This window comes from Paraburkholderia sp. C35 (genome assembly GCF_003121405.1).
GTDB lineage: Bacteria > Pseudomonadota > Gammaproteobacteria > Burkholderiales > Burkholderiaceae > Paraburkholderia.
The window spans coordinates 39,924-64,145 of the sequence record NZ_QBUY01000004.1; the positions used below are offsets into that span (position 1 = coordinate 39,924).

Annotated in this window: 12 protein-coding genes and 1 pseudogene; 6 read left to right on the plus strand and 7 right to left on the minus strand. The window is 56.2% G+C overall.

What is annotated here, in order from left to right; all coding sequences use genetic code 11:
* Nucleotides 1–25: 25 nt before the first annotated feature.
* Nucleotides 26–1,429: an ethanolamine permease gene (gene eat, locus DK391_RS03780; RefSeq protein WP_109476664.1), complete on the minus strand. Its 1,404-nt coding sequence runs from the start codon at nucleotides 1,427–1,429 to the stop codon at nucleotides 26–28.
* Between the two features lie 293 nt (nucleotides 1,430–1,722).
* Between eat and DK391_RS03785 the strand changes: the two genes are divergently transcribed.
* Entirely contained in the window at nucleotides 1,723–2,607 is an 885-nt protein-coding gene (locus DK391_RS03785; RefSeq protein WP_109476665.1) for an AraC family transcriptional regulator, read from the plus strand.
* Between the two features lie 606 nt (nucleotides 2,608–3,213).
* Here DK391_RS03785 and DK391_RS03795 read toward each other — a convergent pair.
* Genes DK391_RS03795 through zorA form a run of 5 tightly spaced genes read right to left on the minus strand, consistent with a single transcriptional unit; the run spans nucleotide 3,214 to nucleotide 13,723 of the window.
* Entirely contained in the window at nucleotides 3,214–5,121 is a 1,908-nt protein-coding gene (locus DK391_RS03795) for a DUF262 domain-containing protein (RefSeq protein ID WP_109476793.1), read from the minus strand.
* A 53-nt stretch (nucleotides 5,122–5,174) separates the two neighbouring features.
* Entirely contained in the window at nucleotides 5,175–9,041 is a 3,867-nt protein-coding gene (locus DK391_RS03800; protein WP_109476667.1) for an SNF2-related protein, read from the minus strand.
* A gap of 2 nt (nucleotides 9,042–9,043) precedes the next feature.
* Nucleotides 9,044–10,786, minus strand: a complete 1,743-nt coding sequence (locus DK391_RS03805; protein ID WP_109476668.1) for an EH signature domain-containing protein — start codon at nucleotides 10,784–10,786, stop codon at nucleotides 9,044–9,046.
* Nucleotides 10,777–11,487, minus strand: a complete 711-nt coding sequence (locus DK391_RS03810) for a flagellar motor protein MotB (RefSeq protein ID WP_109476669.1) — start codon at nucleotides 11,485–11,487, stop codon at nucleotides 10,777–10,779. The genes DK391_RS03805 and DK391_RS03810 overlap by 10 nt, the downstream gene beginning before the upstream one ends.
* Nucleotides 11,488–11,491: 4 nt before the next feature.
* The gene (gene zorA, locus DK391_RS03815) at nucleotides 11,492–13,723 is read right to left on the minus strand and encodes an anti-phage ZorAB system protein ZorA (protein WP_109476670.1); all 2,232 of its coding nucleotides are present in this window, start codon (nucleotides 13,721–13,723) and stop codon (nucleotides 11,492–11,494) included.
* 613 nt (nucleotides 13,724–14,336) lie between these two features.
* Here zorA and DK391_RS03820 point away from each other — a divergent pair.
* The 3 genes and pseudogenes from DK391_RS03820 (at nucleotide 14,337) to DK391_RS03830 (ending at nucleotide 17,514) form a co-directional block, all read left to right on the plus strand.
* On the plus strand, nucleotides 14,337–14,765 hold the full coding sequence (locus DK391_RS03820; RefSeq protein WP_239482690.1) for an HIT domain-containing protein: 429 nt from the start codon (nucleotides 14,337–14,339) through the stop codon (nucleotides 14,763–14,765).
* A gap of 375 nt (nucleotides 14,766–15,140) precedes the next feature.
* Nucleotides 15,141–15,710 (plus strand): HNH endonuclease domain-containing protein, encoded by a 570-nt coding sequence (locus DK391_RS45190; protein WP_239482691.1) that lies wholly within the window; start codon nucleotides 15,141–15,143, stop codon nucleotides 15,708–15,710.
* Nucleotides 15,711–16,570: 860 nt separating this feature from the next.
* A pseudogene (locus DK391_RS03830) lies at nucleotides 16,571–17,514 on the plus strand (IS5 family transposase).
* Nucleotides 17,515–21,072: 3,558 nt separating this feature from the next.
* Here DK391_RS03830 and DK391_RS03845 read toward each other — a convergent pair.
* Nucleotides 21,073–21,708, minus strand: coding sequence for a hypothetical protein (locus tag DK391_RS03845; RefSeq protein ID WP_109476673.1), 636 nt, complete (start codon nucleotides 21,706–21,708; stop codon nucleotides 21,073–21,075).
* 1,053 nt (nucleotides 21,709–22,761) lie between these two features.
* On the opposite strand from DK391_RS03845, the gene DK391_RS03850 reads away from it, so the two are divergent.
* Both DK391_RS03850 and DK391_RS03855 read left to right on the plus strand, forming a co-directional pair.
* Nucleotides 22,762–23,829 (plus strand): replication-relaxation family protein, encoded by a 1,068-nt coding sequence (locus DK391_RS03850; protein ID WP_239482692.1) that lies wholly within the window; start codon nucleotides 22,762–22,764, stop codon nucleotides 23,827–23,829.
* Between the two features lie 52 nt (nucleotides 23,830–23,881).
* Nucleotides 23,882–24,205: a single-strand-binding protein/primosomal replication protein n gene (locus DK391_RS03855; protein ID WP_109476674.1), complete on the plus strand. Its 324-nt coding sequence runs from the start codon at nucleotides 23,882–23,884 to the stop codon at nucleotides 24,203–24,205.
* Nucleotides 24,206–24,222: the final 17 nt, after the last annotated feature.

Below are 24,222 nucleotides of genomic sequence, written 5' to 3' on the forward strand. Positions count from 1 at the left end.
ATGCGTCGGTGCTGCTACGGCGTGGTCACTCTTCCAGCAAAACGTCAGCGGGTGCGACTTCGCGCTGATGACGTGTCATCAGGAAGTAGCCGTAGCCGAGGGCGACAAACGCAGCAAACACCAGCGCGACGAGCAGATTGAAGTAGATCATCGTCGCCAGCGAAATCACCGCGGCCACCAGCGCGAACGCCGGGAAATACGGAAACAGCGGCGCGCGGAACGGACGCTCCATGTTCGGCTCGCTGCGGCGCAGCTTGAAGAGCGCGAGCATGCTGATGATGTACATCACGATAGCGCCAAATACCGACATCGTCACGATGTTCGCTGTCAGCGTCTGGCCGCCGAACTGGATCAGTTCGTCGCTGTAGATCGCGGCGATGCCGACCACGCCGCCCGCGAGAATCGCGCGATGTGGCGTCTTGAAGCGCGGATGCACCTTCGACAGCCACTCAGGCAGATAGCCTGCGCGCGCCAGTGCGAAGATTTGCCGCGAGTAACCAAGGATGATGCCGTGAAACGACGCGACGAGACCGAACAGGCCGAGCCACACCAGCATATGCATCCAGCCGCTGTTTTCGCCGACGATGTATTTCATCGCTTGCGGCAGCGGGTCGTTGATGTTGGAGAGCTTGGTCCAGTCGCCTGCAGCGCCCGCGAACACCATCACACCAACGGCGAGCACGACGAGCGTGAGAATGCCCGTGATGTAGGCGATGGGGATCGAGCGCTTCGGGTTCTTCGCTTCCTCGGCGGCCATCGCGACGCCTTCGATCGCGAGGAAGAACCAGATGGCGAACGGGATCGCGGCGAACATGCCGTGGAAGGAGCCCATGCTGAAGGTGTCGGAGCCGGACCAGCCGCCCTTCGTGAAGTTCGACCACTGGAAGCCCGGCGAGACGACGCCCATGAATACCAGCAACTCGAAGATGGCGAGCAACGTCACGCACAGTTCGAAGGCGGCGGCGATCTGCACGCCGACGATGTTCAGCGCCATGAAGACCAGATACGCGCCCATTGCGGCGTGCTTGGGTTCGAGGCCGGGGAACTGCACGTGCAGATAGGCGCCGATTGCCAGCGCGATGGCGGGTGGCGCGAAGACGAATTCAACCAGCGTCGCGGCGCCGGCGATGTAGCCGCCTGTCGGGCCGAAGGCGTGGCGCGCATAGGCGAACGGGCCGCCCGCGTGCGGGATCGAAGTGGTGAGTTCGGTGAAGCTGAAGATGAAGGTGGTGTACATCGCGGCGATGAAGAATGCCGTGATCACGAAACCGAGCGTGCCGGCGCTCGCCCAGCCGTAGCTCCAGCCGAAATACTCGCCCGAAATCACAAGGCCGCCGGCGATGCCCCAAAGTTGCCAGGTGCCTAGCGTCTGCTTCAGCTCGTGATGCGTGACAGCGCCTTTGTGCTGGGTTGTCGACTCTGGTTTCATCGGAAGCTCCCTTGTTTGAAGTTGCCGGTGGTGCGCGGAGAGTGTGTTCGCGTTGAGCGTTCTACCGGCGGCATCTGGCGATGGTAGGAAGCCATTAATCGAGGTGTTATCGAAAATCGGCAAAGTTTTGCGCGGGGTTTGAGCGGAGTTCCGGGTTAAGTCGATGCTGAATATGCGTGGTGATTTGTTGCGTAGCAGCAGTTCTAACTCCGCAGGATTTGGTAAATCGCTGCGTGCTATCGTATTTTTTATCGAATCCTGCTTGATTTCTCTTTGATCCTTCGACGACCGACATGAACGATATTGATCATCGTGCGCGCTACGCGGCGCGGCTCGCTCGCGTGCTCGACCATATTTACGATCATCTCGATGAGCCGCTCGACATTGACCGGCTTGCCGGGATCGCGTGTCTGTCGCCGTATCACTGGCATCGGATCTATCAGGCGATGTATGGCGAGACTGTTGCGACTACCGTGCGGCGGTTGCGGTTGCATCGCGCGGCGGGATTTCTTGCTAATGGGGAAATGCCGATTGCTGAGATTGCCGAGCGATCGGGGTATAGCAGCTTGCAGTCGTTTACGCGGACGTTTAGTGCTGTGTTTGGCATGCCGCCTGCGCAGTATCGAAAGGCTGGGACGCATCGGCGGTTCCGGCCGTCTTTTGATGACTCAGGAGGTCGACAAATGACGATGAGAGATGTGGTGATCCGGGATATTCAGGGCTTCGATGTGCTGACCGTTAATCATGTTGGGCCTTATATGCAGATCGGGAAGGCGTTTGATGCGTTGATGGGGTGGTTGGGTGCGCGTGGGTTGTTGTCAGGGGAGATGCGGATGGTTGGGATTTATTACGATGATCCGACTGCTGTGGCTGAGGGGGAGTTGAGGTCGAAGGCTGGGGTCTGGTTGCCGCGTGCTGTTGATGTTGATCTGTCGGGCGATGCGCTGGTTGGTTTGACTTCGATTAAGGGTGGAAGGTATGCGGTGTTGCGGCATAAGGGACCGTATGCGGATATGGCGGCGGCTTATCAGTGGCTTTATGGGGAATGGCTCGTTAATTCGGAGCATGAGGCTGCGGATCAGCCGGTGTTTGAGGAGTATTTGAATAATCCTAAGGAGACGGCGCGTGCTGGGTTGTTGACGGAGATTTGTTTGCCGGTGGTTTTGGGGTGGGAATGAAGCGATATCGGGATTTGAGCGGCCGGTCGGGTGTCGTTGCTTATCAGCTTTCCGACGATGCGGTCACCGTGAAGTTTCGTGACGGTGACGTGTATCGGTATGACTACGCGGTGACTGGGCGGCTTGAGGTTGATGAGATGAAGCGGTTAGCGGAGGCGGGGGAAGGGCTGGCGACTTTTATATCGAGGGTGGTTAAGGGGAGGTATGCGGGGAAGGTGAGGTGTTTATTTCGCAAATAGAGGACGTTTGGCGGTTGAGCGTTGTAGAAGCCGCCAAAAGTCCCACCCTCCTGATTTGAACGCTTTGCTCTCAAGTCTCCACTCGGTCGACCACATCCGACGTCATACCAAATCCCACCCGATACCCACAACACTTCTCTCATCCATAGTGGGAAGCACCATGAAAATTCGTCTGATATCCACGCTTGGATCACGACCATCTAGCATCTCTCGGATGGTTAGATGGAGAATGCTTCCGACCATACAAACCTTTCCGGCATCCGCTTCTTGAGTGCTGAGCGAGCGCTCTCATTTGGCAAAGGCGAGTTTTTCACTTTGCTCAGCACCCATTCTTGGGATTTGTTGCCGCCTCACAATCGCGTCTGCTCTAAGCAACATCCATCGTCAAATCGGCCTCCAAAGTCGCCTCGTCTGACTCGTAATCTTCACCCTCCTCACGGATCTCGCCGGAATACGCAGGCTTCCCCATCGCGTCTTCAATCAATGCCAATAACTGCTTTTGTCGGTCGGACATAAACGCTTCGAACGAATCGCTCCGAAGCAAATCCGAATTGATGAAGTGCGACTCAAGATGCTCGTTCAGCCGTTCTCGGCTGATAGGCGGGGTTGTCGAATTACCGCCTTCAAGCTTCGCGAGGTACTCGGATGGTGCCACTCCCCCGATAATCCGATTTGTTCGATAGGACAAAGGGGTCTTGTTGATAATCGAATCGTATACGGCCGGCTTGATGCCGTTCGTTTTACACCAGTCTTGTGGAAAGATATGGTGAATGTCGACGTTTTCTCCAAAAAACACAATATGGTCAAATTTCTGTCCAGAACGAAAATCGCGGGCGCCATCCCTCATAAGCAGGGCGTTAACACCCTTGTATGCTGCCGATAGGCGCATCCGCATCGTTTTGAGTCGGTCAGCTCGGAAGATAGTTTCGCTGATTGTCGTCGGTTCTGGTCCACCGTGCAGCCATGCTGGCACTTCGATAAAATCTCGCGCGAAACGCGAGTCGACGGCTGAACCATACAACTCGCCAAAAACACCATTCCAATACCATTGGACCAGTTTTGTGCGAACAGTATCGTGCTCCCACGCAGTGCCTATGTCGGCAAGAATCGCCGCAAGCGGAACGATTTGCGACTGGTAAGGTAGGTCGAACACTCGGTATATATGCAGCATATGAAGAAACTTAGCTGCGTGAATAAAACCTGTTTCGACTTGTGCCTCATACTTTTTGTAAGCAGCCAAGGGCAGGTTCAGGAGCGCCTGACGATTCCCGCTGACCGAAGGCAAATCTTTTCCAGATTTATTGGCTTGCTCGGCCTCTCGCCGCTTCTCCCGAGTGTAAAAAAGCGAGATTGCTTGCAAGAAGTCCGTATTGGTGACGTTCGCGATGATGCCCGAAGCAGCACCCGCAAGACGCAACGTCTCTGCAAAGCGACTCTGCCGCCCCTGCGTTTTTTCACTACCGAACCAATCTTTTCGAAGTTCGTGCCCTTCGGCGGCATACATTGCCGTAACGAGTTCGAATGCGTCAAGCGGCTTGCCTCCGGTATTGACCTTTTCAAACACGACGCACACTGCTTCCTTAGACGTCGACCTGTCCAGCGCGATAACTGGTACCCGGTAGTCTTTGAAATTCTCGAGAATCGCCTGCTTAAATGCTTTGAACAACTTCCGCGTGTCTGAGTGTTCATCTCCGCGCCAATACTCTTGGAAGCCGTCCTGCCAAGAATCCCAGTCGAATACTTGCGAATCGGGGTACATCAGCGTTTCGTACTCGCGTTCTGGAGTAGTCAGGTCAAGAACCTCAGAGCGACCGAAATCCGTGCGGACTACCCGGTCTTCCGGCACACCAACAATGGCATCTTCCCGGTCGCATGAAGGATCTATCGCTTTTCTGATATCGATATAGAACCAGCGTTTGACCTTCTTGTTTTTTGGCGTAACGGTCTCGACGACTTTCCCACGAAGTGTCACCTGATAGAGCGACGTCATACGCTGTTGACCGTCAAGGAGAAGTGAACGCGGGACCGCCGACTGAGCAGAGCTTGGAGCGCCCTCAACCGGCCGAGGCTTAAACTCAACGTCACCTCCCGTCTCCAAGGTCATCAGTGCGCCAACCGGAAAAGCCCGAGAGATGGACGCAATCAGGCTTTTGATGCGGCCTTCATCCCATACCCAACTGCGCTGAAAGTCGGGCAATTGAAGAGCGCCCCTGTCACAGTCGTCGAGTAGCTCTCGCAAGGCGATTGGATTGGTTTGAAACGCGGACCTGGCCATAGTGATAGATGTAGTCTTAATGGATAGCTGTAATAAGGACGACACAGTTGCCGCTATGCTGCACTCGATAGCGACATTCTGCTCATCAATTCATCGTCTAATTCTTCAACCGTTACGGGATATTGCTTGAGCAGATGCTCTAGCTCACCCCTTTCAACCAATCGAACGCGGTTCACGTCCGCTTGGGCATGTGTACCAACGTTAAACCGCCGATTTGTCACACAGATACGCCTGAAGCGTGTCCCCGCGTATGTATTTTGGTATCGCGCAGCACCTGCGGTTACCTCTTTCACCGCATCCCATCCGAGTTCGGCGCTCGCAGATGACTTGCATTGAAGCAACTCACCCTCTTTTCCCTGCAACGCAATCACGTCAATACCGCCGTCACCACGCGTCTTTGTCGTCACGGATGCAACGTATCCGCGCTTTTCCCACAACAGCCTGCAAAAATATTCAAAGCTGGTGCCGTCAAGCCGGTCGATGTCGTCCATCGCGAGATACCTAGGTTCAATATGCTTGGAACCAGGTACATCTCCCAACAATTCAGACATACGCACATCTTCGATGTTGCCGTTTAGCATGGCCTCCATCGTAGAATTGCTCATGGTTGCACCCGCAAGTTTTCCCTTGCGCTTCAGCATTTCGTCGAGACGCACCTCGAACGTAGGAAAATCGGCCACTACCGTTGGACAATAAACAAACACATCCCTTTCCTGACCGATGCGATACGCGCGGTCGGTCGCCTGGTTTTCTTTTGCTGCGTTCCAAGCGCGGGTGTAATGAAACACATGGTTGGCTGCTGTCACGTTCAGGCCGGCGCCGGCAGCCAAAGTTGAAAGAATGATGACGTTGAAGCCATTGCTGCGAGAGAAGCGGTCAATGACGCCCTGTCTCGCCTGAGTATCGCCGTTCACTACCGACGGTTTGATACCAAATCGCTGATGGATGAAGTAGGCGAGCGCAGCCTGCACCTCACGCAACTCGGTGAAGACGATAGCTTTCTCTGAGCGGCTTGAAACCGATTCGAGCTGCTCGAGGAGCCACCGCATCTTCGGTGAATTTTCAAGATGGGCGTCAGGTCCGCGCTTATCTGGCGCAAATCGGCTTCCCGGCAGGCAATATGGCTCAGCGCACACAGCTTTCATTAAATGCAACGCGCCGAACGAAAGCCTCGCGCGTTGCTTGGCGTCGCGCTCTACGGCAGCGTCTTGCAGCTTTTTGAGCCCCCCCTTGTACAGCACGAGCTGGTGGCCTGAAATGGCGACCTCAAGTCGCTCGCTATCCGCTGGACTAACGCTGAGCGAAGCGGTGCTTTGGGTTAGTCCCTGTAAGACGAAATATTTCTTCTTGAGTTCGTCGGCAATGTCTTCCTTCGTCCGACGTAAGGTCTGCGGTGCAATGAGCAACTGAAGACGGTTCAGGCTGTCGTGGTGTTCTTCAGTGTTGCACTCAATCGGTCTGCGATAGGTTCGGCCGAACGTCTCCAGGGCACCTAGTAAGCCGGGCTGCACGAAGTCGAAGAGGCACCATAGGTCAGCAAGAGAATTCTCCACCGGCGTTCCGGTGCAACAGATACGAAAGTTCGCTTTTAGTTTTTTGGCAGCTAACGTAACCCGTGTACCCGGAGTCTTGATACGTTGCGCTTCGTCGCAGATGACGAAAGCGAATTCCTGACGGGCGAACGAGAATTCGTAACCGGTCAGCACCTCGTAGGTCGTGATGATGACTTTGTGGTTTCCAAGCCAGTCAGGTTTGAGGAGTTCTGTGACGCCTCTGGTCTGCAACTGTTCGTCGATTAGGTCTATGGGCTGTTTTCTCGCTCGCAATTCCTCGCCATGCAAAACGAGATGTGCTGGGTAAGCGGGAGTAAAAAATCGCTCAATCTCCTGAGCCCAGTTTTCCAGCAGACTCTTCGGTGCGACAACCAGTGAAGGCTTGCCTTCAGGCTGCTGTTCGTAGAACCAGCCGAGCAGCGTGAGTAGCTGAAGCGTTTTTCCCAAGCCCATATCATCCGCGAGGAGTGCACCCCGGCAGTCTGAAGGACTAAGTGCGACGAGATGCTGGAACCACGCGACGCCTTGTCGTTGGTGAGTCTTGAGCGAAATGGAGGGCCGCAAAGACGCCGGCAGATGGACCTTCGCATCTGCCGGAGGCGTCAGAATAGCCCGTCTCGCTTCTTGATAATCAACTTCGTTGAAGTTGGTTTTGACGAGCAGACTTTCCCGCTTCCTGCGCGGCTTTGACGGTTCGCTGGCTTTTTCCGCCTTGACCTTTTCACTTGCGGCAATCATTGAACTGAAAGCATCCGCAAGCTGCCTCGCTTGGACTGTATCGATGGCCGTCGGCATCTCGGTGTCGCGTACCTCGCCGCTTCCTTCTTTTTCAGCGCGCTGCACCGCTTGTTCGAAGTTTTGAACCCACTCTTCAGTCAACGGGATGAGAACGTGTCCATCGTGCCCGGACAAGGTGATGGATACCATCGGGGTCAATGTATCGGGCAACCAGCCACCGTCATCGTCTGCTTCTGAAGAAGCCTTTTGCATCACTGGAACATACACGGGCTTAGCTACGCCAATCCCGTGAATTCGGTCGCTGTAATCGTCCAGCGTATAGACGTCTGTGAAATCAATGCGCGCGGCCGGCTGACTTCGCCACAAGAACAAAATCTGTCGAGCAGTCTCGAGCTGCAATGTGGATTCAGCGTCGACGGTAAGGTCAAACTCGTTCCACGGAAACTGTTCACGCTCCTCGTATAAAGCTTTCTCCAGAGTCGCTAGAAATTCTGCGAGCGATGCCGTGCCGTCAAAATTGCAATCAGACGTTTGGGCCGCACCATCGGCATAGTGTTCGGTCACAACGAGACTTACTGCATCGATGCGACCGTCTCTCGTCCGCGGCGCGATTGAGAAAATGGTCGTGACTGGACCGGCAGAGGCTTTGTCCAGCAGGAAGTCATCCTCGTTGAAGACTTCGGCGGCGCTCTCGCCAAGGAAGGCCCACGGGTTGTGAATGAACCTCTCAGCTAGTGCACCGGCAACGCGGCGCCGCGGCATGTCGCGCTTGATGACCTGGAGAACCTTGCGGACGGGTTCGGACAACACGATGCGCACGCGGCCACCGTCGATGCTCGCAAGGTCGTAATGAGCCTGCACGGCATCATACTGGTCAAAAGCACGTAACCATCCGGTCGGCGCACCATCAAACGTCGGCATTACCGTGTGAACACGACCGAAAGCAGTCTCTTCCGTTACCCGAGGAAGGCGCAATTTGTCTGGTGTAAGAACGTGGGTCGTTGCCAGATACTGCGATTTATAAAGAGCGCCACCAACCTCAGCTTGTGCGCGGATGTTCCCCCAACCTAGTTCGTTGAAATGTTGCGTGCGCTGCTCCGCAGAACGGAGCCGGAACTGTTCAACGATTGCGACTGTCTTCCATGTTGCCGCGGGGAGAAGCATTTCCTCATCATCGACAATCAGCACCGCGCCTATCCGTCGGGCCGTGCGGAGGCTACGCCCGTTCAACTCCCAGCCGTCGACAAAAACGTCGAAGGATGAGTCCGAAAGCGTAGCCAGGTGGTCCAACACCGGCTGGGCCGGATGCTCGGGTGGCACGATGATGCTCGAAAGCGAAGACTGGTGTTCAGTCATTTCCCGCAGTCGATAGAACTCCGACCAGGACAGAAGGATGGTGTCGACGTCAATTGAAGCGGCGCCCTCCTGCACCAGTTGCAGGAGGTAATGAGCAAGGACGAATTCGTGCTGTTCAACGGCGAACACTCTCGCCTGGAGCTCATCGACCGTCGGGGTCGGCAGCGGGAAAGCCAGCCTGAATGCAATGCCGTGTTCGGTCCACTCCGGCTGAAAGCTCGAGCGTGCCGCTTTATTCGAGGCATCGCGTTTAAACAGGTTGAAGAAAGCCATTCTTACTCCGCGTAGTACCAAGCCGAACGTGAGTTAGCCCATTTAAAACCCCACGCCTTAAGCTGCCTGCCAAGCGCGATGTCCTGTCGCGGGTCTTCAACCCACAGTCGGCCGCCTGCGGCTTGCCGTCTGTCATCGATGTACGCGCCGATAAATTGCTCAACCTGCGCCTCGAGTGCTGACATGGAAAATGGTGTTTGCTTTTCAGCTCGTGACGGTACGATGGGCGGAGCCCACGATGGCCCCGCCGGCACAGATTGAGGTGGCGCTTTCGTTTGTTGCGCTTCGAAGGGCATAGGATGTCGCGATCGCGGCGACTTGTTATCGCTGTCGGGACGTATGCCAAGTCGAGCCAGTTCGTGCGCCGCGCTGGACTGCCAGCCTGCGTTATGGATGATTCGGCATCGGGCCCCAGTGCGAAATCCGTAGCGCAAGTCCTCAGTGCCACCGTGATAGGTCGTTGAGTATCTGTCGAAGCGAAGTGTCGCCAAGTCATAGACGTAAGCAGCGTTGCCCGTTGTACTGAACTCGACGACAATGTATTCGCCAATCTGCATGATGAACGCATCGATGTTCTTGTTTCCGTACAGAGTGGCGTAAGCTCCTATCTCCCTGGCAATAAGCTCTCCGACTGCCTTGTTGCTTCGCGCCAGCGACACGGTTTCGCTGCTGAAAATCAGACGCGTCCAAGAAATCTGCCGCATGTAGCGGCTCCAAAACGCAAGCCGGCCCTCGTCCGCACTGTTTCGGGCAGCCAGCACGTCGAAGAAGTCCCGCAGGTTGCCCTCGTTCACCCATTGCAAGACCATCCGCCAAACAGCGTCGGGCACCCGATTCCAAGCGGTCGCAATGCCTGCCGCCTTTAGTTTTGGATTGCGCCATACGTCCTTTCCTACGACATAGTCCCGAAGTTCGTGATGAACCGGATGCCCAGGAATTCGGTGGTAACGTGCAAGAAGAGCCTCGAGGGCTTCATCCCGGAATACGGGACGAGATTTGATGAGCTCAATAAGGCGCGGTATTACTACCCTGAATTGTTCGTCGTTGTAGGCAGCACTGGCTTTCACCGCGCTAAAAACCAGTGCATGCCAGAACCAGCTACTCTCCGGGATGCCGACGTTCTCAACTATCGAATCAAGGATAGCCCGGTCACCGACGAGATAATGGTCTGCAAACTCGTCCGCAGCGTTTTCGCCGATAAGTGCCGGGTGCTGACGCAGAGTAGTAATCCAGTCGGGAACCGCCGCGTTTCCATTTGCGCTGTTGATATGAAGCCATGTCCCGGCCAGAAGCTTTCTTAGCGAAAGCCAACCTTCGTGCTCCATTCCCTTCGCGGTGAGCGGGTTGTACGAGAAATACGATACCAGCAGGTTGAACCAAGTTAGACGCCACAATCTTCCGCCAACCGCTTCGTCCTCGTAGTATGTGAAGAGTGCTGCGAGCCTGTCACTGCCGATGGGTCTCGCGCTCTGCCGTTCCGCAACCTCTTGATTTAGCGCGCTGGCAACTGTGTCCTTCTGAAATTCGTCAAGTTCATGTCCGCGTAAGAAGGCAAGTGCGGACGCGTAGGCGTCGCGTGCCGAGGGACGCGCACTCGCACATTCCTGGAAAATACGCTTTGCCTGTTCACTCGCTTTTTCAACCAATGCTGGCTGCCCCAGTTCCTTCCAGTCGGAACTGAAAGCAGCAAGTTTTCGATCAAGCGCTGACTTCAGGCGGGCTAGAGCGTCGGTACCTAGCTGCATTGCCCGAATTCCTTCGAGGTGGGCGCGAGAGGCGCGGAAGGTTGCTCGTCAAGCGCCCAGAATTCGACCTTCAGTTCGACGCGGCGACTCGCTTCCTTGGACTCTTTCGTGGAGTTGAACGAATAACCACCAACGAGAAACAGGTCGCGAATTTGCGTCTTTTGCCCGATACTCAGCGGTGTTTCGTCTCTGGTCGGCGTCGCGAATAGTGCGCAAACTACGCGCCGACTGCGGTCGAGGCTGAGCCCCAGGTTATATAAGTAACTGCCGTCCTGGTCGGTGAACCCTTCCACAACAATGCGGCGAATCCATTTGCGGCCAATATCTGTCTGTTGTGCCTTGAGCAGAACCGGTACGTAGTTTCGGAGGAAAGTCGCGCCGTTGGTCGAGATGTCTGACCGTCCGCTATCAAACCGGACGATGTCACCAAGGTCAATTCGATACGTTGTTTCGTTGACCTTTACCTCTGGAAACTGGCGCGATACTTCTTTGATTTGAGCCATCAATTCCCGGATGTCCGTTTCCCGCTGTATTTTCCTCTGCTCAACGGCTGAGACACTCTTGGTTACAGAGATAAGCGTCGCGGCCATTACAACCAGGAACAGGGTCATCAGTGCGGACATCAGGTCCGAAAAGGAAATCCAGAAGGGACTTTCACCTTCAGACTTCCCAGAGCGTTTAATAACGATTCGTGAAAACATGGCGTCACGCGGCGCGCTTCATGCGCTGAAGGGCGATACCAAGCTCCTGGACAACGCCGGTCAGCTGCTGCACGCCATGACCAAGGTGGCGGTCTGTCTCGCCGATAGTCTGACGCAGCTGGCTTGTCATCGCGTTTCCAAACTGCTCGAATGATTCGGCGAGCGTCTGATTAACACCGTCCAAATACTCAGCCGCCTGGCGTTCCGCGTCGCGAAGCGTTTGCACAATCTGTTCAAGGTCTGTGAGCATAGAACGGGTTAGCCCGGCCTCCTTTCCGGCGGACTCGACTAGGCCCTTGAGAATGCCAACATATTCCTGGACTGTCTCACGAGTACGGTCGTACTGCTGAAACGCTTGTGTAACTGTGGTTGACGCCGATTGGAGCGCGGAAGTGGCGCGCTGCAAATCACCTGTTACAGCCACCGATTTTTCAAACACAGTGGTAACTGATGCGCCCGCGATTTCAAAGCGATTCGCCGCCGTGTGCATCGTTGCAGCCCCGCTATTCATGCCGTCGATGGCACGAATACTAACGGCCTGAATCGCATCGATATTGGCCTGTGTCCGTGCAATCTGACTTGTGACCGCTTCAGTCACGGCTTTCAGCTGTGCCGACAGGTGGTCGACAATTTCCTCAGTGCGGCGAGTAAGTGCCTCGTTCCTTGCATTGTCCTGTGTTGCAGCCGCGTCTCGAGTCGCTTGCAACTGCGCCACAGATGCAGATACTTCCTGTAGAACTCGGCCTACGGCATCGTTCATCGCCTGACCATTGGCATCCTGTTGCTTTGCCGCGCCGGCTCCGAGTTCTTCCGCAAACTGGCGCATCTGCGCAGCCATTAGTTCTTGGTGACTCGAAATGCCACTGATGATTTCCTCAGTACGACGTCCCAGCGACTCATTGCGTTGTTGTTCCTGTTGGGCCGACTGGTTCCTGCTATCAGCGAGACTCTGCAACGTGTCGTTGACTCGCGCCATCAGTTGTCCAACTGTGTCATCCAAAATCTGCCTGGACTTGCTCTGCTCGTCGGCGACCAGCTGTCGGAACTCGTTCACGAATTCCCGCATTTGTGTGGTCATCAGCTCCTGATTCGCAGATGCATGCGCGAGAGCTTCCTCTAGCTTCCCCGTAACCTGCGTCGACGCATGCTCGTTTGTTTTGGAGATGTCAGCCAACAGCTGCTGCATGGAATCTTGCACCGCCTGCATGGCACCCAGTGAGCGCTCAATCTGCGCGCTCGCTCCGCGCATCTGACCGCCAAAGGTATCCTCGAGCTTGGCCATAAAGCCCGACAGCATCGATTCGAGCATGCCACTGACAGCCTCACCGTTCCCGCGGCTGGTGTGCTCCATTGCGTCGGTCATCCGTTGCAGTGGCGCAGCGAGGGTGTTGTTAATGGTTTGTCCGATGTGTTCGCCCAGCATGACGGACGCTTTTGCCTGCGCTTCAATCTGGCGCTCAACCAGATTTGTCATCATTCGGCTCAGGTCTTCCACCATTGCATCCTTAAGCTGGGCCGCGTGTGCCTCACTCTTCTCTGATGCATGAACGAGTCGCGCGAGATATTCTTCGCCAGCTCCAGTGTTGTAGAGCGCGTCAATCGCGTGATTCAGCTTTTCAACCAGTCCGTAGAGATACGCCAGCGTCAAGCGACTGAAAAAAGTGACGCCCATCGCGCAGCAAATCGCAACGGCCGATGCGATGAATGCGTGGGAAACGCCCGCAAGAAGTGGTGTAAGACCAGAGACTGCTTTCGTTGGGTTCGACGGGTCGAATCCACTTAAGCCCTGCAGAAGACCAGCGAATGTTCCGATGATGCCTAGACCCGTCAGGATGCCAGGGAGGTGCCGTGCAAAATCATCGAATAAGCGTGCGTCGACCAGCACATCGCGGGTGAAATAGGTCTCCGCGGGGAGCGTTGCGCGGGTCTCAGGAGTTCCGTTTGCGGTGCGACGCAGTGGGTGAAGGGTGTCCCGGTACTCCAGCCAAAGGTGCTTAAGTGGCGCCCGACTAAAGTGTTTGCCGACTTCGTCGGGTTCCGGGCGCAGGCCGGCGGCTCTGACTCCACGGATTACCGTGCGAAGTTGCCACCATACCTGCGTTCCTTTCCATGCGTACCCCGCTATGAACAAAAAGGTAAGCAACAGAACGAGGCAGAAAACTGCAAGAGGGAAGCCGGAAAGCTCGCGCAGAGCCGGATTGAAGCTGGCTAGAAGGTTTACAAGCCGGTCGGTCATTTCACACCCGTAGGGTTGACCCGGACGCCTCTCGGCGGCATCGACGGGTGCATAGCGTTTGTTTATGCTTTATGCACGGGCGTCCGGTGTCTGGTCTCTCGTTACCCCACACGTCACGGGTGGGTTTTCTTATTCTTGCATCCGCGAATGGTATCCAAATCGGCGAAAAATGTGGTCTTTGAAAGTCAATTCGCGGAATGGATTATAGAGCCGATTGACTCGGGGTCGTCGAAACTCTACATAAAGCAACGAATGTGGACCAAGCAGATGCGTTTTAGACTCAGACCGATCTCACGCACTGGAAGCTTCGCCAAGCGACGTGCCGGCGAGCCCAACATGCCCAACTTGAAATTGAGGTCGCCATGCAGTTCATATTGACGTGTTCCCGGTTCAATGTCACAAAGACGACACTGAGACATCCAGTTAAAGAGGTCGGACGGCAGTTCATGTACGACCGTGACCTAAGGCAATTCTCAACGTCGGCAGTGACAGCATCGTAGGTAAAGTGTGTGCGCTCCCTCAACTCGCTGAAGACGCTGAGAATGTCGTTGTAGATCTATCCGTTTTGCGAAATTCCGGCCTGCTGCATCCAAGGTAAAAACCGACATGCCATGTGGATTCCGGATGGGTTTTTCATCTCCCCGGACACAGTCTCATCATCCCCAAGCGCCATGTCCGTTCGTTCTTCGACGTGAATACTGAAGAGCGCGATGACCTTCTGACTCTTTTGGACGACGCCAAGGCATATGCGCTCGCATCGGTGAAGCCCGACGGGTTCAACATTGGCATCAACGACGGCCCGGCAGCCGGACAGACCGTTCCTCATCTGCACATTCACCTGATACCTCCGCTTACAGGCAATGTAGTGGCCCCGTGGCGGCATTCGATGGGTAATACCATCAAAGGTCGATTACTAGAGCAAACGAGATTGGGTTTCAGCGCGCCCCACCATCGCCGGAAGCGCAGTTGGCTTTCCTCACGAAGCTTCAACGACTGTTCGCTGAGGGCGACTTCACTGCGACGTAAAAATTCGCGCTTCTGATTTCGTTCGCAGAATTGGCGGTCGAGTATGGCGCCGAAGATGGGTCCGAACTCACGCTAACCACCCGTCGAATTTCAGAGCGTTTCGTCTATCTCTACTGGTAACATACGACTACGTACGGAACTGGTCGTGTGGGCAGCCAGCCCGGCGCTTTGGTTCGGAATCTTTGGGACCAAGCTGCCATTCTGAATGCGATCTCACGATTCAGAGCCGGGATCTCAACATCATCAGCGCTGCAAGCATCCGACTTACCAAGCTATGGTGCACTGTTGTCGAAGGTGGCACCCGTAGTGTCCGCCCAGCTGTTGAAGTACCTCCAAAACTTTGCCTGAGTCACCGATCCATTTCTGTATGAGCGGCGCTCAAGAGCGCTCCGTGACGCTGAAGCCGGGCGTGAACTATTGCGTGCGCCGCTTCTACACCTTCTCGGAGCAGATGGCACGGGCGCGATGGGTCGCGCACATAAAGGCAAATCGCCGCAATCGCCCGATGCTCGTAAACGCTGACGACCTTGCGGATTTTCTCTTCTCGTCTTCGCGACAGTCGCTCGACATAATCAGCAGTCGGTTGCGCAAGCTAGATGGTTCGCGTTGCTTTTACTGCGGAGAACGGCTCAGCGATGCAGACGTCGACCACTTCGTCCCATTCTCGCTTTACTCAAGGGACTTGGTCCACAATTTCGTTTTAGCTCATCCGGCTTGTAAGCGCGGTAAGTCTGAGCCGCTCGCGACGAGACCACACCTGGACCGCTGGCTCGAACGTCTTGTGCTCAAGGAGCAACGACTCGCCAAAATCGGATTGCTCGCTGGTGTTTCAGGTGACAAAGAGATAGTCCAGCGTTTAGCAACTTGGGGTTACAAGGTAGCTAGCGACACCGGCGGTCGCGCATGGTTGTCCCCTACAACCGAAGAGAATGTCGATTCGCTCTACGTCCGCCTCTTATGAGGACATTCGCCAGAAGAGAGTTTGACTCATTGCAAATCGCCGATACACGACCATACGCTTTTGGACCGGGCGCCCGCTGACCTGAAGATTGCCAGCCAGTAACCAACATCGAGTCATCTTATCCGTTGGCTGACGGAATCTGGGCTTCAATGCCCCTCCGGGAAAAGCGCCGGCTGAACCACCGCTCCGACAGTGCTCCAGATTGCGTTCGTATCTGCGTAGTTATCGATATCCGTCCGCGACACGAGACCAGTCATAAGGACTCGACAGCCGGTGAAGGTGCAGGCGTCGGCGCGCGAGAGATCAATTCTGCTATCAGACCCACGCCTGAACTGTACTTGGGCGCCACCAGTTTAGCGGCATTCGTTTGCCCTGCAAGTCCGCTATCTTGCTTCTATCGCGAAATGTTGCCGTCGCCTGCCCTGCTCTTGGCTTCGTGCCGACTATTCAAAATGACGAATGCGGATAGCGAAAACTATTGGATGCCCTTCCGCTAAGGCGAGATATTCACGAAATCGAAAAACCGGGTCCAGCGCCTAGTAGATGGCGCTCTGCTCCTCTTCGTCGATGGCAAAGTAGAAATCAGACTTACCTTGGATGGCAAGAGCCGACTTCTTGTCAAGCAAGGGAGTGCCTTGGGCAGACATCACTTCCGGGTCGGATGCCCTTCGTAGCTAATGGCGAAGATACTCTGGAGCACCACAGACCGAGCCAATGTGCAGCGTCAGCGTCGCCGCGCGGCGTTTGCGTCGGAGCGCTTCACAGTTGTCTACCCGTTTGTAAAGGAATCTCTGCAAAAGCCCAGGCATTGACGCGAGGGTGGAGTATCCTGGGATCAGGAGAATGCAGGGAGTGGCGAGATGGCACAACTCGGTCTTGGTCTGGACTTGTCAACGAAGCGCACGCGCTAGCGCGAATTTCTCGATGAGATGGACCGCGTGGTGTCCTGGCAGAAACTGATTGCGCTCATAGAGCCTCTCTACCCTAAAGGCAAGACGGGTCGCCTTTTCCAATTCAGACGATGCTGCGCATTCATTTCATGCATCAGTGGTTCAGCCTTTAAGACCCGGCATGGACGGAGCGCTGCAGGCATTCCACGGAACCGGAAATTCGCGCTATTGGACATTGGCATGACGTGGCTGCCTGACAAGAGCGCGATCCTGCGATTCCGGCACCTGCCTGAAGCGCATGCGCTGTCGGCCAGCATGCTGGAGACGATCAACAGGATTCTTCAGGATAAGGGCTTGACGCTCAAAGTGGGTTCCGCGGTCGACGCGACGCTAATAGCGGCGCCCAATTCGACCAAAAGGAGTGGCACACGCGACCCGAGATGAGCCGGACACAAAAAGGCGGCAGCTGGAACTTCGGCATGAAGGTGCGCATCGGAGTCGATGTGAAGTCGGGGCTTGTGCGCACCGTGAAGTGCACGCCAGCCAATGTTCACGACATCACGGTGGCGGGTGCATGAACTGCTGCGCGGCGAGGAGCAGTTTGCGTTTTCCGATGCAGGCTATGTCGAAATCGAGAAATGCGGCGAACGAGGCAAAGCAGTAGGTCGCAATGCGCCCTAGCAAGCGCAGAAAGCTGGATAGCAGCAAGCGGCTGGATCGGATCTGCAACGAGATCGAGCGGTTCAAGCTGGGCGTGAGAGCGAAGGTGGAGCACCCGTTTCGCGTGCTGACATGCCAGTTTGGATATCTGAAGGCGCGGTATTGGGGCTGGCTAAGAACACAGCCGACATCGAAACGCAGTCGCACTGGCCAATCTCTGCATGGCGCGCAAGGCGCTCTGCGACGCGAAATGACGAGAACGCACTGTCGCACGACGCAGCGCCATGGCGCAAGGCGGGACTGGTTGCGCTTCACCTCAGCGAGCATGACGGCACGACTCTAATGTGCGGAGGACTACCGAACTAATCGACTAACTCATTGAATATTAATAGCAAATACAATTCGTCATAGACGACATGCCCCCAAAAGTGCCCCCAGAAATCGGACGCTAGGGTTCTCTGGCATTGGTGCGCCATCACACGCGACCGATAGAAACGTTATTGTTATATCAAGCGAAAGCCGTGTCGCACGGGCGCGACAGTGAAATCGCGAAAAATAGCGGACCCGCCTGTTTGACGCTGGGTGTTCTGCGGCGTGTCGGAGCCACCCAAAGACCACCGGGGAGAAATTTGAGCTACTCCGGGTCATCGAGCCCTCCGTAGCCATCCGGACACGGTTATGCGAGCGTCCAGTATGCGAAGATGAGCTTGGCTGAACTATCCGGTCCGATAGCGCGGTTTTCTGCGCTGACAGACCAACGGCATTCCGGTGGGCGACTTTCGAACCTCACAAACGCGAGCAACGACTCATTGACGTAGCCCCCGTGGCGCATCGCAAGGTTCAGGCGCATGCAGTCAGCGCCAGACCGCCCGGTCCCCAAGTGGAGTTGCATGGTCGGAATCGAGCCACCGCAGCTTTCGTGACATGAGCGATTCGAGAACGCGTCGGCACCCGCGCGAGTGAATCGCCAATCCACTAAGCAGGATCCGTCCTTTTTAGTAGTTATCCTAATATATTTACTTCCACCGATTCCTAAATTAGACTGGTCTTGACCACAATCACTGTGGAATTTGCCTAGAAGCTCCGACGCAGGTTTCCTGCGAATTGCGAGCAGTACCTCCGACCAAGACACCGGACGCGCGACACCGCGCAACGACTCTCATGTACAAATTCAAACCAAACGAGTTCATCAATTGTGATGGCCGAAGAATGCTCGACGATTCAGGTCGACAAGGTATAGACGGAGTAACAGGCCTCGGCTCGACCACTGAGGTTCGTTGTGGCCTTGTTCTGGAAGCACTGTTTACCCATGCCCCTCACTTGGCCGAGTTCCAGATAGACGACATCATTGGCTGGTGCAAACAGATTCGCGATGGTGTACCGCATGGCCGGCCCCGTAGCTAACTACTGACGGGCTCAGCCGTTGTTTATGCAGCTTGTCTGACAAAAGTTCCGCGCAGAAACTCGCAAGTCAACCGTCAGCGGGTTCTGTATCACGAGGCAGGCACTCAATCACCACAGCTGCGCCAACTGCCACTGACGAGTGATATGCGGGTGGCATTATTCTCGCCCTTCCGTGTCCATGATGGACACGATAGCCGAACGCGATTCGCTTCCGCGTTAGGCAAGCTATACCGCTTCCTTCTATCCTAAAGGTGGCGGTTTGGAATACGGTCCTCTTTTCCCTTCCATATTTTCCGGGCGGAGAATGAGCTTCGACCGCAATCCGCGCGCTCCGAAGCATCTCTGTACGTCAAAAGCTTGGCATGAGGGACCAAAAGAGCCGACGACACGCCTCCTGAACTGCCACACGTCGGCGTTATAAAAAGGGGGCATATTCCAAAACGCCACCATACGTCCGTCATTGTCGGCGTGCGCCGATGCCCATATTGGGCGACACGTTCCGGCATTTCATCGACGACTTTCTCTGGAGGTCTTCGGAGCCCGACTACTGCTAGTAGAAAGCAGTGTCCCTGCAACCGCGCAGCATGTCTCGGCGTTCGACTACGAGTGGAGAACCGTGTTACCCGCACCATTGAACAGCACTCGCACTTACCTGTCGCTGGTCATCCGAGGGACGACGATGAGAGTTAGGGAATTAGATAAGCGTCGTGCTGTTCATCGAAGAATACGGGGACTTGACGGAAGCAGACGAGATTCAGCACGTAGACGCCCGCCCCGAGCCTTGGCTGCACGAGCGTGGACAGTATCGCGACGAGCGCTATGAAGTGCACTACCCTGTGACCCTCGGAGACCCTCGAGAGGAGCCCGGTTACCATGACGTAATACATACTGCGGTAGACCGCGCAGCTAAAACGCGGGCGAGCTAGGGGAAAAAGCGCAGGTTAGTAGGGCCCGATGACAGCACGGCCACGTTTTCCGATTCCCATATAGCTAATCTATTCTTGAATTTCGACCAAGAGATGGCCATTTTCGAAGATGACCAGTTGAACGCGTTGCGTCAGATACTTGAGTTCGACCTGAGGGCCATCCAGTCCGGCGAGGGTCGAGACATCGCAGAATTCCTCGCGGAACTCGACGCAGAGGAAAGCATCCGTGTTCGACTAAGCCAGTCTCCGCAGGACGCGAGCTAGCCGCGCGAACAGTCCAGTTTTTCGGGGCGGCGGCTCAATGCCAACCTCAGAGGACCATTTATTCACGAGGCGCGCTGGCGCGTAGCGTCTCTGTGCTTGAGCGTCACGATGCGACTCTAGAGCGGCGTCTATGAGCTGCTGCTGTTGTTCATCCGGCTGAAAATCTGGAGAGGCCATGCGTTGAGTTTAGTCGAACGCCATGGTTTTCACACCTCGTTCCGGTGAGAATCCGCAGCACCGAGGGTCCTCGATTGCCAACCGGTCGTGGGCGACGTTACAGACATGGAGTCGATTCTGATTTACAGCAATCGCGCACTAGCGCAAATAGCCGCCCCCGGAGCGAGCCCGCTGTCACCGGCGGGCCTTAGCGAGTGCTCGCATAACCCGTGGACCATGCACTGAATAGCACCGGACGTATGCGAAACTGCCACCTTTGAGCGTGTACCGGCTATGGTGGCGTTTTCGCATTCGGCCGCCGCTCCCTCACAGCACGTTCTCCGCCATCGGTTTTCGACTAGGCATGGTCCCGTTCGACAGCTACGCTTTCGTCCTACGCCCAGCACGCCAATGCGTACGTGGCCGTCCTGCCCTCACATAACCTAGTCGAACACCGAGGTCGAATGAGCCGCATCGGCTTCCCAGAGCATCGCAGTCAGAAAGATGTCCCCCGAGGGGACGCTTGGCCCATCGACAGCCTGACCTGAGTGCCTAGAGTCAAGCCTCAAGAGCCCTGCCGCCGCAAAAGTGTGTCCCGGGGACACACTTTTCGCCCACTCACCCGTGTCCCCTAGGGAGTCGATGGTCGATTACGCACTCGTTTTCGTGCCCGTCCGCGCCCCGACCTCTGCGACACTGCCACCCTTGAGCATAAACCGGCTCTGGTGGCGTTCTCGCATTCGGCCGCCCCTCCCTCACGGCACTTTCTCCGCCATCGGTTTTCGACTAAGCATGGTCCCGTTCGACAGCTACGATTGCGTCCTACGCCCAGCACCACGCCAATGCGTAAGCGGCCATCCTGCCCTTGCATAACCTAGTCGAACACCGATGGTCGAATGGGCCGCGTCGGCTTCCCTGAGCATCGCAGCCTGAAAGATGTCCTCCGAAGGGATATCTGGCGCATCGACAGCCTGACCTGAATGCCTAGGGTCGAGCCTCAAGAACCAAGCCGCCGCAAAAGTGTGTCCCGGGGACACACTTTTCGCCCACTTACCGGTGCCCCTAGCGTATTTTAGCTTTCACAAAACCGGCATCTTGCAGCGCTCGGAGTAGGCTACCACCCATGTCGCCTTCCATCGCAGCCTTTATCTCAGTCCACAACTGATACTGCTCCGTGTTTCTTACGTTCTCCGACGGTGCGCGACCACACCTACCATTAGCGACCGCAGCGGCCGCTAGCTTGATAGCTTCCAGCGCCTTTTTCAACGGATTAGCCGGTTCGCTATTTGACGACGTCGACATACCTGCCCTTTCGATAAGCACGCCGACGACCTTCTGCAGCGCGCCCATACGGTTTGTATCGACCGCGACAGAAGAAGCTCCCATCTTGTCAACTGCTTCTGCCAACAGCCTGACAGCCTCATCTACCCTCCAGCTTGGGTCAAGTGCACGCGCCTCTTCGGCTACTCGCCTCGCCTCAGCTTCCTTCTGCGCCGGCTCAATCACCCTCTGTTGAACGTAAAGCAGTTCCACTTCCGTGAGCTCGCCAACGAGTTCGGCCGGTATCGTCTGCGCGTCCACGTTCATGCTTCCCACGAAGCGCTGTTCCGCATATCCGTGTGTATTTCCCCTTTCCCCTTTGCGAATGTACGTGCTGCGGTAAAGCAACACCTTGCCATTGCGTCGTTTCGCATGCATATGAGCTCTCCAATAGTTGTATGCACGCTTGTATAGCAATCGGCGACACATAGCTCGCTTCTCCGGGATACGAAGCGAGGGTCACTTGTGTGACATTCTGCCTTGGCCACGCGACATCGAAGCTCACGTCGCGGTCACCAGTTGCCGGTAGCGCTGATGGTCCGCTCGCGATGGCTCTCTCACCTTCGCTCAGTACGTCTTTGCTACAGACCCGCCCCCGGCCGTGCCCAACGGCGCTCTCGACGGAACAAGCGGACGGCCGGCGCGGCGTCCAGCCGCGCTCCTCGCGAATACGAGAGTCGCGTGTACGGGTCACGCATTTTTCGAAGGACAGTTACGAACGCACAGTTGCTCGCGACCGGGCCCGGCGACAGCCGGTGCGAAACCCCCGCCGACGTCAGGTGCATGCTGCCATTGAACGGCCTACGAGCGCGCACGCGCGTGCATTCTGGCAAGGGGTCCCCGCTCTGCGCGAGGATGCAGTTGATTGCGCAGTGCGGGGCAGGCCAGGGCGAAACGGCATGCAGGGAGCACGGTCAGCGCCGGCGTCTTCGAAGGCGGAGTGGCTTAGTCAAAAGGTATGCGACGTCGGCGGGGGTTTCGCACCGGCGTAGCCGGTCCGAATGGACAGCGGCCTCGCTCGACGTCGCGATGAAAACGTTAGTTGCCGTGCGCCCCCGCGCACGAGGCTGGATAAGGGGAAAACACGGCTGCCCCATTGCCCGCATCCGGCCGCGCAACGGTGCGCTTGTACGAACCCACGGTTGCCAAGCGCGTGGTGTCCATCCTCGCGGAGACCAGTAGCGCTATAGCTATACGAGAGTACTCACCACACGCTCCTGAGTACACCTCGCGACGCGAGGCCCTCGAAAACCTTACTGAGAATGGACAAGAAACATGGCAACTTCATCCAACGAACCGCACCCTGTGCCCCGTAGGCATGCAATCGATAGCCAGCGGGCACCGGCGGAGCTCCGCCGCGATACAAGACGCGGTGTCCCAGAGAAACATTCGCCAGCGCCAAGTGGGCATGGCGCGCAGACCCATTCCGGCATGACGCAGCAGCACACGAAGACGAAGGCGGTGGCGCGGAAGGTTGACCGTGGGTTGACATCGAAGATTCATCCGACCGCTTTGCAGAGAATAGTTTGGATACGTGTCCTTCTGACCGTCAACAGGTTTCGCGTTGTTCGCGCGATAGACATCGCCGTCGGCTGTTTTCCAGAGCGACCTTTCAAAGCTTCGCTGACAGCCGCACAAAGGGCGATGAGAGGCCTTGCAAAGGCCAAGCTTGTGCGTCGGTACCGCACGGACAGGTTGCAGCATGTGTACGGGCTGACGGTCGCCGGAGCCAAGTGGTTGCACGACCATGGTGTCGATGCGACGGCTTCAGTGCGTCGAGTCGCTGACATGTCGAATCCAGAGCATGCACTATGGATGAGTTTCGCGACGCTGTGTTGCGAAGCCCGAGGATTGCATGCGGGGACCGAATCGGAGGCATTAAAAGAACTCAATGCAGGACGCGACAAGAGCGCCGATATCAAACAAGGTTTCGTGACCGTCGAAACAGGGGGACGGCAGCGCATATTGCGCCCCGATGTGCTCGCGGTTGAGCCAGACGGCGTTACATGGTTCGAGATTGACCGAAGCAAGAGGGGAAGCGACCGCGAAGCTGCACTTTCCGCGCTTGCCGGACGTATCGGGGCTCCCCTAACCAACAATCGACCATTGCGGCGCGTTGTGGTCTTGGCGCGGACCGACAGAATATTGCTGCGTGCGCTTGCGCTACTGAGGGGGCGAGTGCGCGATAGCGATGGATTGCGATTGACGTCCCAAACGCAGCGGCGTTTCCTCGAAATCGAGGAGGGAATCTTCGAGGTTTGGGCAATGGTTTACATGAAGGACAAGCAGCACTACGTTGACCGATGCGTCGGGCATGTCGTTGTGCAACTGCTTCCGACCTGGCTGCCAAAAACTCGACTTGATTCGTCCAATCATCATCCCCTTTCGGGTTGGTTCGAAGAGAACTACCTGCCATATCGTCGACCACGGATGTCCGGTCCGTGGGCTCGGCCTGTTTCGCCCCTACTCCCCGTTCCGAGCGACGCCCCTGGCTCCTAGTGACTATACGAATAGCTGTAGCAGAGAACCCAACTTCGAAGGACAAAGACAGATGCAAGTATTCGGCAACGTCGCGACCGTACCGGCGCGCAAGGAAAGTAAGACTACCGGAAAGGGATACTACGAATTACGGCTGTGCGAGAGTCAACGCGGAACGGACCCGGAGCCTACATGGTATACGGTGCGCATCATGAAAGATGTAGAGCCACAACTCTCAAAAGGCGATTTCGTAAAAGTGACGGGCAAGTTGAAGGCCGACTTTTATCTCTCTCGCGAAGGAAAGCCCACGGGGACGCTTCTCATCATCGCATTTGAAGCCGCAAAGATTTCGAAGCCCGCTAACGTGCCGGCGGCAGCGGAGCCACCCCCCGCGTAAGCTCGATTTATTCACGT